Below are 12,673 nucleotides of genomic sequence, written 5' to 3' on the forward strand. Positions count from 1 at the left end.
CCGTGTCACCAAAGGCCGCCCCGCGGAAGAAGACATCGGTTGCGACAACAACGAAGGCTCCGATTCGGACTGGCATTTCCTCCTCGTCTCCACTGGGCATGTTGGCGCTGTATCTTACGGCGCGATGGCGTGCTTCGGGCCGAGGCGGACTTGTATTCCTCGCCGAAAATGAGAGCCGAGCCGAGCTGTTGGGGTCGATCATCCCAGTTATCGAGCCGAGCTGTGATGTGCTCGTCTATCCCCGTTTGAACACGCTTCCGTTCGATCAGCTTGAGCCTTCACGTGATATCGCGGGCCGGCGGAGCTCCGTCTTGAGACGCCTTGCCAGGGCAAAGAAGCCGATCCTGCTGATCACGACGGCGGAGGCCATAATGGAGCTCCTGCCGTTGCCTGCGAACTGGTCTCGTATCGGATTTCCACTTCGGACCGGGGCCGTCTATTCCGAGGAAGACCTTGAGGCCCGTCTGAAAGCTCTCGGGTACGACCTGGACGATAGTCCGGATTATCCCGGTGGAGTTTTGTTTCACGGCAACACCTTCGAGATATTCCCAGCCGGCGCGTTCGGACCTTTTAGGATAGAGCATTCCGGAGGGAAAATCCGGCGCATTGCAGCGATCAATCCGATAGACCAAGAGGTGATTTCCGAAACGAAGGAGCTCCTGATTGACCCGATGTCCGAGCGGCTGGCGTTCACGGGCCGGGCTCGAAGAAGGTCCAGCCTATTGGACTATTGTGCGCGCGCCAAATGGATCGCCGACAGTACCGTGCCCAGGCACGCCGACACCTGGTTGAGCACGATCGAGGATGCGGCCGCCCGCAGTGAGCGCGACCGTGCCTATCTCAGCCGACGCGAATGGGAGCTGGCGGCGAAGAAGATCACTGTGTTGCCGCCAACCACTCCGTATCGTGCGACGCCAGAGTTCTACAAGGCAGCCTCTCCGCGGAAGGCCCTCCGTGCATTTATCGAGGAAGCCCAGCGCGGTAGGGCACGTGTGCTTTTCGTCGCTGCGGTCGAAGCGGATTTGCGTGTGATGGCCCGGATGAGCGCTATCAAGGCTGAATGCGTGCCGGATTGGACGCACGCGACCGCAACGGGCAGGCAGCAGGCCGCATTGCTGGCAGGCTTCGATGCGGGCTTTGTCGTTCCTGGAAAGAAGCCGCTCGTGGTCATCACTGCTGCCGACGTGCTCGGCAGCAGGGCACACCAACCGCAACCGATGAACTGGGCATGGACGCCCGGCTTCGATTCGGGAGACCTCCCTGAACTCGGATCCGTGGTCGTTCATCTGCAACGTGGACTCGCACGCCTTGGCGGCTTGAGATCCATGGGCACGGGAGATCTTTCGGCGCGCGAGATGGTCAGGTTGGTATTCGCCGGAAACGATGCCGTTCTCGTCCCTCTTGCAGAATTAGCCCTGATCTGGCCCTACGCCGCTGAGCTCGGAGACACCTCGCTGGACAAGGCCGACGGCAGCTCATGGCGGCCGCGGCGAGCTGCTGCCGAGACGGAGATTCATGTGGTCGCAAAGGAGCTGGCCAAGCAGATGAGTCAGCGCCGGCGGCGCCCGGCTCCGAAGCTCGTGCCGCGCCCTGCTGTCTATGAGAAGTTCGTCGCGCGTTTTCCCTATTTCACTACCCCCGATCAGGCGAAGGCCATCCGCGACGTTCTGGATGATCTTGCATCGGGGCACCCGATGGACCGGATCGTCTGTGGGGACGTCGGCTTTGGCAAAACCGAGGTGGCGCTGCGAGCAGCGGCAGCCGCAGTGCTGGCCGGAAAGCAGGTCGCTATCGTCGTGCCGACGACAGTGCTGGCACGACAGCATGTCGAAACGTTCCGCAAGCGCTTCGCGCCTCTTGGCATCGATGTTGGAAACCTGTCGCGGGTTGCCTCGGCCGCCGAAGCGCGAAAGGTAAGGGAGCGTCTCAAGAGCGGAGAACTCAGGGTCGTCGTCGGGACCCTCTCGCTCGCATCCAAGGAGGTGAGATTTGCCGAGCTTGGCCTGATCATCATTGACGAGGAGCAGCATTTCGGCGCTGCTGAGAAAGCCATGCTGTCGGGCCTCAATAAGAACGGTCACAGGCTCTGGATGAGTGCGACTCCGATCCCCCGCACACTTGCGGCCGGCTTGACGGGCTTGAGGGATCTCAGCGTGATCGCGACCCCGCCGGTCCATCGTGTTCCGGTTGCCACCAAGGTGGCACCGCTCTCGGACATAGCTATCGCCGCTGCCCTGGTTCGTGAGCACAGACGTAACGGTCAGAGTTTTGTCGTTTGTCCGCGGATCCAGGATCTCGATCCCCTGCTGGCCAGGATCCACGCGCTGGCGCCGGAACTACGTATCATTACCATTCACGGCAAGTTGCCAACGGACGAGATTGACGAGCGATTGATGGGGTTCGTCGAAGGTCGTGCCGATGTACTACTTGCAACCAACATCGTGGAAAGCGGCCTCGACATTCCACGTGCGAACACTATCGTTGTGTGCTGGCCAGAAAAATTTGGCCTGGCACAATTGCATCAGCTCAGGGGACGCGTAGGGCGCGGCGGCATCCGGGCGTTTGCACATTTCCTGACGGAAGGCGGCTCCGAACGCTCGGAAAAACGGCTTTCCGCCCTCGAGGAATTGAGCCGTCCGGGCGCCGGCTTCGCGATCAGCGCTCGCGACCTCGACCTCCGCGGCGGCGGCGACCTGCGCTCCGATCGACAATCCGGCCACACGCAGGTGTTCGGACCGACGCTTTACGGCCACCTTCTTACGCTTGCCCTGGAGGGAGACCGCGATGGAATGTCCGCGCTCTGGATCCCTGAGCTGAATCTTCCCATCCCTGAGCTGCTTCCCGCGAGCTATGTGCAATCGGAGGCGGTCCGGCTCGAGATCTATGCTCGAGCCGCTCGGTGCCGGAGTGATGACGAGCTGGAGGAGCTCGAGGATGAAACGCACCGCCGATTCGGCAAGCTGCCATCTGAGGCCAGCAATTTCTTTGCTGTCGCCAAGCTCAGGGTAGATTGCCGGCAACGGGGGATCATGCGTCTCGATGTCGGCCCGGATGCGATTGCTGCAACGATGCTCGCAGGGAGGATCGGTAAATTACGCTCGCGGTCACTGCAGCGCGAGGGCGATCGCGTCGTCTATCCCGGACGCAGCGATGAGCCTGCCCTACGAAGGGTCGAACAGTTCTTGGATCTATTGGACGAATGAAGGGTGACGCGTCACTCGACTTGAAGCGATCCTGTGGACCCTCCTCGGCGCCTGAAATGAAAGCGATGGAGCTTGACCCGTGGCAAGGACGATTGAGAGAACCTTGTTGCGCTGACGCAGAGACGATCGTTGTTCTGAAGCGGCTCGTCGGAGGAGGCTTCCTTTGGCTTTTCTTTCGTGGCCTTCGCCCGCGTCATCAGTCGTGCGCGTGGACTGCGTTGCGACCGTAAGCGATCGCGTCTGCCGCTCCACAACCTCTCGGATGAAGCGTGACGCCGCTAGAACTGTTGGGCTGGCAGCGAGTTGATGATTGATGTCCGATGGAGGCCAGCCGCGGGATAGGCCTTATCCCTCAGCTTGTCATATGAGAAGTCTGGTTCCGTTGTCTGTAGCTTGCGAACCATCTCGAAAGAAAGCTCACGGTGCCCATTATGCGCATAGAGAGCCGACAAATATCGCAAGGGGGGCGCAAAGGTCGGAGCAAGAGCATGGCTGGCTTCTGCAAGATGGACGGCCTTGTCTAGTTCTCCCGCCATCGTCCCCGCAATGCAGCTCAGGGCATCGAGCTGAAAACGGAAAGGCGCCGCACCAGCGATCGTACGGGCAAGCAATGTGTGCTGGAAGCCGTCCTCTGGTTTGCCGAGATAGCTCTTTGCGATTCCCAGGCAGGCCCAGGCGATCGGGTTGGCGTGGTTCAGTTGAATGGCTCGCTCGGCCAGCTCATAGGCGGCAACGTACGAGCGTCGCATCATGGAATGGACATGCGCGCTCAGGCCAGCAACATAGGAGTTGTAGGGTTCGAGCTCCAGCGCCCGGTACATCAGATCGAAAGCCTCCGCCTCGATCGTCTGGCGGCAGTTGAATTGGCGTTCGGCGAGCATGAAGGTGCGCAAATAGGCGCGCCACGCGAGGTAGATACCGCGTGGCTCGGCCGCGAAAGCAGCCGCGAACAGCTTGTCGGCGGACTCGAAGTTGGCTCTGCCAAGTCGAAACAGGCGCAGGATACCAGCATAGCATAGATGGGAGGCAGACCTCGGAGCGCCATCCTCGATATGAGCGAGCTGATCGACGGCGAAGTTGACCACCAGGTTGATGGTTCTCATCACATTGGTGTCGTTCAGGTCGAGCGTACCGTCGCCGTTGATCTGCAATGTCGACGACCATGCCAGCGTGTTCGCAGGGCGCTGCAGCAGCGCGAGCCGAACGATCTTGCTCGTGTCAGATCCGAACACATCAGAGCGCAGGGACAGCGTGCTGACCGAGGCGCCATCGTCACCAGTCAAGCCATCTCCGGGCAAAGTGTCCGCCGGCCAGGCGGCCGACGCGCTCATGTCGCGACGATCTTGGATCGTGGCTACGCCCAGTTCCTTGATCGTCTTGGCGATGGAATCGACGAGGCTATCCGTCACGACCGCGGCATCCGACGGGCCTGTCCGGCAGCCGGGGATCAGGACGATCCGGTTTCGTGAGGGCCGCTCCTTGGGGGGCTGCAGGTGCTCTGCAAGGTCGGTCGCGAGATTGGCGGCGTGGTGGAGTTCAGGCGCCGGCGCGACGTGCGTCTGGAATCGCGCACGCTCCTCGCGCAGCCAATCCTCGAACTCCTCCTCTGCAATGTCAAAGCCTTCAAGAAACTCACCTTGGGGAGGCGCCATCGTCTGCTGCGGTGATGCGGTAGCGTAACGGGCGATGTCGGTCTCAAATAGCTTTGGATCGAGCGAAATGACGAAGCTGTCAGCGCAAAGCAGAGAGCGGTAGTCGCCCAGCGCCTTGCGGATTTCGGTCAGGCTTTGGCGAAGGCTGGCCGCGCCTTGCTCCTTGCCGCGGCTACCCCAGAGCCTGTCCTGGATCCAGACCCGCGATCGCTTGTGCTCACGCGCCAGCGCCAACATCGCAATGAGAGCGCAAGCCTTGCGTCCTCTGGGCGTGCAATCCTCGCCAGAAGCCTTGACCACGCGAAACGGACCAAGAAGCTTGATCAGCAATTTTGGATCGGAGCTCACATTCGTCGCCCACAACCATGATGTAATCAGTCGTGAAAATACGGAAACCAATGATTGAGTAGTGAAGTCTCCAACACCCTTGCTGTCAACGTGAAAAATCCGTGAAACGCCGTCATTTCGAAGGCGGGCGGCTTGACCGCGCGTGCCGTCAAAACGACCATTCAGTGGTAACGGGCGGAGCAAGTCCGCCGGGCCAGGCAGGGAGGCGGCAGATGGCATGGCTAAGCGGTGAGAGCGGAGAAAGCGGCGAAAGTGGTGAGAGCGGCGAAAGCGGTGAGGGCCGCCGTGCTCGCGCCTCATCGCACGCACGCGCGCTGATTACCAGCCGGGAGGGCGTTGTCGGCTACTGGAACCAGCCGTCACACATTCCTGATCACTATACTGCCGGGCCAGAGGCGCTCGATCGCTGGTCGCGCGACGTGCGACTGCGCATCTTCGCGGGCGAGCTGTTGTCGGGCCTTGTCTATGACGAAGGCGAGACCTCGATCTCGCTTCAGTACCGTGGCCGCAGCGATGAGACGTTCACGCCGATCGTGCACATGATCCGTCCCAATGCCGCGGACTTCGCCAGACAAGCGGCTTGGGTGTTCAACTATGCCGCGCTGCGGATGGAACGCAGCAGCGAGATCCTGGCCGAGCTGCACGATTTCACCAGCTTCTTGGGTCTGGTCGGATACTGGAATCCGAGCCGCAGCCCGCACACCGCCGAGCTGCTGGCGCTGATCCTGCAGGTGACGACCACGATCGAAATGCGGGTCAAGCATGCGCTCACCTGCCGGCGCCCAATCGAATATTCACCCCAGATACAGCCGATGATCCAGACGCCGGGGCATGGCTCGCTGCCGAGCGGCCATGCCACGGAATCCTTTGCCGCGGCCTTCGTGATCAATGCCCTCATGCGCAAGGCGAGGACCGGGCGGGATGATGTCGATGCGACCGATCCAGTGTTCGTGCAGCTGATGCGCCACGCCGAGCGCATTGCCATCAACCGGACGGTCGCCGGCGTGCATTTTCCGGTCGACAGCGTGGCCGGTATGGTGCTGGGCTGGACCTTGGCGGAGCTGTTCATTGCGCGCTGCTCCGGCTGCGGCCAGGTCACGATGCGCAAGTTCGACGGGCGGGGGTTCAACGACGATTTCCGCTACGACGATGTGCTGGCGATGTCCTACAGGCGATCGGCCGCTGCGAACGTCGCCAGCGAGCAGGGTGGGGGCGGCGCGATCATCGAGGCCGGCACGCCATCGACCGTTCCGGCCTCGCCGATCTTGCAGCATCTCTGGACGCAGGCGCTCGCCGAGTGCCGCCTGATCGTCGGCTGACACGAAAGGACAGGCGCATGAGAGACTGGCGAGGAGATCGGGCCGAACGGGCCAATCCCTATCTCGACTGGGAGTTGCGCAACAGGCCACTTGGCAAGAGGCTGGACTGGTGCAGCGCGCAGATCCAACTGCTGCCGGAGGCCAACGGCAGCTATGTGGCCCATCTCGGCCAGTTGGCCGCCATGGTGGCCGCCGGCCACGAGCCGGATGAGCCTGCAGGCGCGCTGACCATCCGCATGTCGGCCGACGAATTCGATCTGCTGACGAAGCTGATCGACGACATCCGCATCGGTCGCGTCCGGCCGCCGGACGATCCGCGCGATGTGCAGTTCTTTATCTACCGGCCCGAAGACATCGCCAATCGCACTGCCGCCAACGGTCTCTTCACGGCGATCCATGTCGGCCCGCCGATTCCAGGGCTCCGCTTCGACTCTGTCATCGCCGCGCCGACCGATCTCGGCAAGCCGTTGACGGATTTGACGCGGCAGGTCGCTATCGGCGTCATCGATGACGGCATCGCTTTTGCCAACCGCCGTTTTCGCAGCAGGAGCGGCAGATCGCGCATCCGAGCGATCTGGCTGCAGGATGTCGAGCGCCGGACCAAGGATTTCGGCGTCGCCGCCGGGCAGCGGCTCACCGGCGATGAGCTCGACGTGCTGTTTGCGGCGAATGCGAGCGAGGCCGACATCTATCGCGCGTTCGGCATGACCGATTTCGGCAATGATCAGCACAAGCCGCTGGCGCAACGGGTCTCGCACGGCACACACATCCTCGATCTCTCCGGCGGCTACGATCCGACCGCGGAAGATATCGGTAGCAAGCGGCCTCTGTTGGCGGTGCAACTGCCGTCGCCGGTGTCCGGCGATACGACCGGCGTCACCATGGCGAGCTACGTGCTGCAGGGGGCGCGCCAGATCATGCTGTGGGCCGACCGGATCAGCCCGAAGCTGCCGCTCGTCATCAATTTCAGCTATGGCATCGCCGCCGGCCCCAAGAACGGCAGCCACGAGATCGAGCAGGCTCTGTCGCGGATGATCGAGCGCCGCAACCAGAGCGGCGGGCCGACCTATCTGGTGCTGCCGGCCGGCAACAGCTATCGCGAGCGGACTACGGGCCGGATGGCTGTGCAGCCCGGCGCCTCCGATCAGATCGACTGGATCATGCTGCCGGATGACGGTACGTCCAATCATCTCGAGATCTGGCTCGACGGCGAAGCGATCGCGCAGCAATGGCCGCGTGTCGGCATCAGCCTGACGCCGCCCGGCGGCGTGCCGCGCATGATCGATGGATTCGGTGATGGCGATGTGCAGGTGCTGGAGGATGACGGCAAGCCGATCGCCGCCATCAATGGCCACCTGGCCAAGGTGGCCGGCCAGCCCGATCGCGTCCGCTTTCATCTGTCGGTCAATCCGACCACCGCGCGCTGGAGCGTGAGGCATCCAGCGCCGGCCGGACGCTGGCGGCTTTCCGTCACCAACGGATCGGAGGCGCCGCTGACCGCACATCTCTACATCCAGCGCGACGATACCCCGCTGGGCTACGTGCAGCATGGACGTCAGTCCTATTTCGATCATGCAGGGGGCTATCAGCGTGCGGCGTTGGATGGCAGCTACAGCGATCCGGACAGCAGCGGCTGCCCCATGACTCGCGAGGACACACTGTCGGCGCTCGCGACCGGCGCGGGCGCGCTCGTGGTCGGCGCCGTCGATGCCGCGGGCCAGCCGACGGATTATACGGCGAGCGGTCCGACGCCGGGGCGCGCCGAGCCCGATTGTGCTGCCATCGCCGACCAGGGGCCCGCGCATTGGGGCGTGCTCGCGGCCGGTACCCGGAGCGGTTCGGTGGTGGCGATGCGCGGCACCAGCGTGGCAGCGCCGCAACTCGTACGTAGGCTCGCAGATTATCTCGCATCGCTGCAACCAGGCCCGGTGCTTGCGTCGCTTGCGGTGACCGACGGTCCCGTGGCGAGCTCCGACGTCCCGCCGCCGGGCGCCGCCGTGCTCGAGCCGATCAAGCAGGATGCGGTCGCCGCTTCGCCGTGTGACAAGGCCCGTATCGGTGGTTTCATCCTGCGTGCGAGCGGCCACCCCGGCCTGCCGCCGCGGACCTATCCGCGCAGCCCAAACTTGCGCTGATCCCGACTCCCCGGTTCGCCGCCGCGCAGTTGCAGCATGCTGGCAGACAGTGAGCCAGCACAGGCGCGCGCCTCGACTCCCAGCCTGCACCCGATGCCTCTTGTGCTGCGCCCTTGCCGACGCGCGCGATAGCGCAAGTGCGTGAGTGCAGATGGCGTCGTTCCGATGCATTTTTGACGATGCTCTTGCGATGTCCTGACGATCGTCTCACACCACCTCGGCATAGTTCCTCCCGTGCAAACGAGACAACAGGAGGATTCAATGCGCAGATCCAATATCCGTATCGTGATGGGCTTGATCATCTCGCCCTTGCTGATGTCCCAGGCCTCCGGTCAGAACCTCAAGGACCTGGTGCCGACCTATCAGCCGCATCAACAAACCGACAGCGAGCGGTTGCAGAACTTCCACGCTCCAGCCCCGCCTCCGACCAACTATCCGAACATCAGCCGTGATCCTTCCACCAACGAGCCGCGGCTCAACGTCAACCGCGATGTCTCGCTCGGCGGCAACGTGACCCGCAACAGCGCCGAGGGAAACGTCCGCTTCCCGATTCCGGGATCTCGCTAGGCGCTGTTCGGCGACCTGGATGGCAGCTCGCCGTCCAGGCGCGGCGTCTCGAAAGCGGGCCGCTGATTCAAACAATCATGATGACCTGAGGAGATTGCAGATGAAGAGTCTTCGACTGATGGCCTGCTCCGCCATGCTGTTGCCCAGCGTCGCTCTGGCGCAACAGCAGATTCCGACAGGCTCACTGCCGCCCGACATCGCGGCCGCGATCAAGGCGGCTCCGCTGACGCAGACGCTGATTCCGATCAGCGGTGAGGAGAAATTCGCGCAGCAGATCATCAAGGCAGACGAGATTTCCTTCGCGGCGGGGGCAAAGCTGACGCTGACCGGATTGAACTATCCCTACATCGTGGTGGCCGCGCAACGCATCAAGTTCGCCAACCCCGACAGCTACAGCATCATCCAGCGCGATCCGCAGGCCGTGGCCGCCGTCGGCAGTGACGGCCCTGCAGGTCCCAATGGCGCCGACAATCCCGGCGAGACCAACCGGACCGGCAATCCAGGCTATCCCGGCGGCCCCGGCGGGCCTGCCGTGGCCGGACAGACCCGGCAACTGCCCGACGTCTATCTGGTCGCCGGAGAGCTCTCCGATCCGAAAGGGCCGATCCCGGCTGGTCTTCTCAACCTCGTCCTTCTCTTCCGCGGCATTGACGGCGGCGATGGTGGGACCGGGGGAAAAGGTGGCAACGGCGGTCGGGCCGGAAACGGCAAGGAAGGGGCCACGAGTCTGTTCGACTGCAAGGAGGGTGGCGGCCCCGGCGGGACGGGAGGCGCTGCCGGTTCCGGAGGACGCGGCGGTGACGCCGGCGCTGGGGGACAAGGCGCCGATCTCGTCTTCGTCACGACCAGACCTGCCTACGAAGTCCTGAGCTATTCGCGGATCAACAATGTCGGCGGGCGGGCCGGGCTCCCCGGTCGGGGCGGCAGCCCGGGCAATCCGGGCCCCGGCGGCCAGGGCGCGCCGGCCAATGGCTGGTGCAAGGGCACGGGCGGAGGATCGCCAGGCAATTTCCCGTCGCCTGCAAACCTCGGCTTCGGCAATCCGTCTGCGGACGGCGCAAAGGGCACGGTCACGGCGGTCATTCTTCCGTCCGTCGGTCCTCTGTTTGGCAAGTGATGCGGCGAGCGGCGGATGAAACCTGCAGGCCGCGTCCTGCAGGTTTCGTCCGCCAGCGCGCGAACGCGCACTCACCTTCTCCTACCAGAAGGGGCGCAACGAGGAGACGGCCAGGCGAACGGACCTGTACAAGCTCTCGCTCAATTTCAGGACCTGTGCCGCCTTCGCTGGCTTCTCGGGCGGACGCTGCACCGCCGATAAGGACTGAGCTGGTAGTCATGACCGGGTTCTGGAAGCTCTACGGCTTCACGACGGAGGGAGATGATATGGACAAGGCCATCGACGGTTTCGTTCAGGTGCTGAGCTTCGTGCTCGCCTCATCCTCGACCGCAGCGCTGCTGGCGGTCGGACTGATCCTGCTGCTCATCACCACGGTGTTCGCCTGCATCGCGCTCAGGTCAAAACCGGAAGAGGTCACCTCGTTCTTCAAGGCGGCGTTCTTCCTTTGCCTGGTTGGTGGCATCCTGTTCTCCGCGGCCGGCCCGTCCCTGGCGCTGTTCTACGTGTCGCAGGATCCGATTCGCAGGAAGTCGGTCAATGAAGCGATCGACGATCTCGCCAGCAACAGACGTGTGCGCTATGTCATCCGCATGATCTCGCGCAGCCCCTCCGATGCCGCCCTCGGCATCGACGCGCTGACCCAGCTCGGTCCGCCCCGGCAGAGATATTCCTTCGTCGCCGACTACGAGGAGTTGAAGGGTCATACGGTCAAGGAAGCGCTCGACCTGTTCGGCATCGGCTATGTCGCCGGATACCGTGTATCAGTCGTGATCTTTCCCCTGCAGATCGATCTCTATCCGGCCAATGCGCGGGGGCTGTTGCAGGTCGTCAGCAATGTCGAGGCCGGCGTCGCGCCGGAGGATCGCTTTCTCAAGCCCGGCAAGCTTCACGACGCGGAGCTCAAGGAGTTCGGCGACACCGGCATTCAGACCTACCGTATCGACAACTTCAAGCCGTTCTACCCGCATTATTGCGAGCTGGCGCAGACCTTCTTCTGCGGGCGCTACGCCGCCAAGGAGCTCGTCGGCGGCCTCTACCGCGATTGGCATCCGCTCGGCTTCTCGCAGAAGAATCCACCGACCCAACCCTGCACGATTCCCAAGGAGAAGTTCTGCGCCTTCTCGGACTGGGACAAGGTGCGGCAGGACTTCAAGGGCCACTTCGGTGTTCGCGCGTTCCTGATCGAAAATCTCGAGATTGGCAAGATTCCCGGGCGCATGCTGTTCGACTTCCAGGATCCGCAGCGCGACAGGATCCCCGAGTTGGGGCTTCCACCGGCGCTCGACTGACCTACGCTTGTCAGCGAAGGAAGCCTATGGAGGTCCGGTAGGTAGTGCCTGCCCACCAGGAGATGGACCCGTTGAAGGCACGTACAGTTCGGGGGAGTTTGGTCGTGTTGGCCTCGATCATTGAAAGCAGCAGCGCAGGGTTTCTCGCCGATCACGCAGAATGCTTCGGGATGCGTCGTAGCGCGCGCATGCTGTCCTACTCATTGGCCTACCAAGCCATCATGCGCACCGGCTCCTGCCAAGACTCCGCTGCGTGCGTATAGGCGCGGCAAACCTCGTTGACTTCTTGATGCGCAAGCCGGCGCTCAATCGCATCCGCGTTCCATTGGCCACCTTCATTCAATGGGACCGAGGCGGTCGATCAAAGACCGTGAGCGGTGATCTCGGTCTTATCGCAGCCGAGTCTGCATAGCGCAGCATTCAGCGTATTGTCGTCGATCGGGCGACGATAGGCGAAGCGCCAGAGTTTCGATCCGGTCGCGGTGACGAGCATGAAGAGCTCGCTTCATCTGAGCGCTTGTAGCCTTTCTCAGCCGGCTTCAGGTGCGGGAAATAGGGGCCGGACTTGGCCGGCATAGGTTCGATTCCACCCAAGACTTGCGATACATGACCCCCGCGAACTCCCATCAAGGATACCAGTAGAGAGGACGGATACCAACAAGACGGGGCGGACGCCGGCGAAGGGGCAAACGGCGGCTTGTCTTTGATCTTGAGGGGGGAACGAACGTCGGCGGATGCGAGCGGAGGGTGAAATGATGCCCTGGCCGGAATCGAACAATGGCCAATACTGTCGTAAAATCAGGCTCTTCCGGAAGCCCTGCCAGTCTGTACTCACAGCGTTACTCACACGGTTTTTGGTTCCCAACTCGGGCTGGTTCGGTTCTCATTCGATCGAAATTCTCGCCGGCTCTTCAAATGTGTCGGTTGATCTCGTGCGCGGCGGACGAAGCGAGGCGTCCGCCAATTTCTTGCACGAACTGTGAACTCATGGCACGCGCAGGCTCCTGCGGTAAGTGACCGACTGCCTGCTGTGCTTCACGATG

The 12,673-nt window shown here is 62.7% G+C and carries 8 protein-coding genes; 6 read left to right on the top strand and 2 right to left on the bottom strand.

Annotated elements, in window-relative coordinates:
• Positions 1-98 precede the first annotated feature (98 nt).
• Entirely contained in the window at positions 99-3,203 is a 3,105-nt protein-coding gene (locus QX039_RS23365; protein WP_315736159.1) for a DEAD/DEAH box helicase, read from the top strand.
• 278 nt (positions 3,204-3,481) lie between these two features.
• Here the strand turns inward: QX039_RS23365 and QX039_RS23370 are convergent, their stop codons facing one another.
• Positions 3,482-5,185 carry a hypothetical protein gene (locus QX039_RS23370; protein ID WP_315736160.1) on the bottom strand — a complete coding sequence of 568 codons (1,704 nt, stop codon included), beginning with the start codon at positions 5,183-5,185 and terminating at the stop codon, positions 3,482-3,484.
• A gap of 230 nt (positions 5,186-5,415) precedes the next feature.
• On the opposite strand from QX039_RS23370, the gene QX039_RS23375 reads away from it, so the two are divergent.
• The 5 genes from QX039_RS23375 (at position 5,416) to QX039_RS23395 (ending at position 11,630) form a co-directional block, all read left to right on the top strand.
• Positions 5,416-6,522 carry a phosphatase PAP2 family protein gene (locus tag QX039_RS23375; protein WP_315736161.1) on the top strand — a complete coding sequence of 369 codons (1,107 nt, stop codon included), beginning with the start codon at positions 5,416-5,418 and terminating at the stop codon, positions 6,520-6,522.
• 17 nt (positions 6,523-6,539) lie between these two features.
• Positions 6,540-8,657 carry a S8 family serine peptidase gene (locus QX039_RS23380; protein WP_315736162.1) on the top strand — a complete coding sequence of 706 codons (2,118 nt, stop codon included), beginning with the start codon at positions 6,540-6,542 and terminating at the stop codon, positions 8,655-8,657.
• A gap of 261 nt (positions 8,658-8,918) precedes the next feature.
• A complete protein-coding gene (locus QX039_RS23385) occupies positions 8,919-9,224 on the top strand; it encodes a hypothetical protein (protein ID WP_315736163.1) in 306 nt (101 codons plus the stop codon).
• A gap of 100 nt (positions 9,225-9,324) precedes the next feature.
• Entirely contained in the window at positions 9,325-10,341 is a 1,017-nt protein-coding gene (locus QX039_RS23390; protein WP_315736164.1) for a hypothetical protein, read from the top strand.
• 218 nt (positions 10,342-10,559) lie between these two features.
• Positions 10,560-11,630 (top strand): hypothetical protein, encoded by a 1,071-nt coding sequence (locus QX039_RS23395; RefSeq protein WP_315736165.1) that lies wholly within the window; start codon positions 10,560-10,562, stop codon positions 11,628-11,630.
• Positions 11,631-11,991: 361 nt separating this feature from the next.
• Here the strand turns inward: QX039_RS23395 and QX039_RS23400 are convergent, their stop codons facing one another.
• On the bottom strand, positions 11,992-12,123 hold the full coding sequence (locus QX039_RS23400) for a hypothetical protein (protein WP_315736166.1): 132 nt from the start codon (positions 12,121-12,123) through the stop codon (positions 11,992-11,994).
• Positions 12,124-12,673: the final 550 nt, after the last annotated feature.

Source organism: Bradyrhizobium sp. SZCCHNR1043 (genome assembly GCF_032489675.1).
In the GTDB taxonomy this organism is placed as follows: domain Bacteria; phylum Pseudomonadota; class Alphaproteobacteria; order Rhizobiales; family Xanthobacteraceae; genus Bradyrhizobium.

Bases quoted from the DNA above. Each gene is read 5' to 3' on its own strand.
- QX039_RS23375 (WP_315736161.1), top strand. From the start codon at position 5,416: ATGGCATGGCTAAGCGGTGAGAGCGGAGAAAGCGGCGAAAGTGGTGAG.
- QX039_RS23400 (WP_315736166.1), bottom strand. From the start codon at position 12,123: ATGCTCGTCACCGCGACCGGATCGAAACTCTGGCGCTTCGCCTATCGT.
- QX039_RS23385 (WP_315736163.1), top strand. From the start codon at position 8,919: ATGCGCAGATCCAATATCCGTATCGTGATGGGCTTGATCATCTCGCCC.
- QX039_RS23380 (WP_315736162.1), top strand. From the start codon at position 6,540: ATGAGAGACTGGCGAGGAGATCGGGCCGAACGGGCCAATCCCTATCTC.
- QX039_RS23390 (WP_315736164.1), top strand. From the start codon at position 9,325: ATGAAGAGTCTTCGACTGATGGCCTGCTCCGCCATGCTGTTGCCCAGC.
- QX039_RS23365 (WP_315736159.1), top strand. From the start codon at position 99: ATGTTGGCGCTGTATCTTACGGCGCGATGGCGTGCTTCGGGCCGAGGC.
- QX039_RS23395 (WP_315736165.1), top strand. From the start codon at position 10,560: ATGACCGGGTTCTGGAAGCTCTACGGCTTCACGACGGAGGGAGATGAT.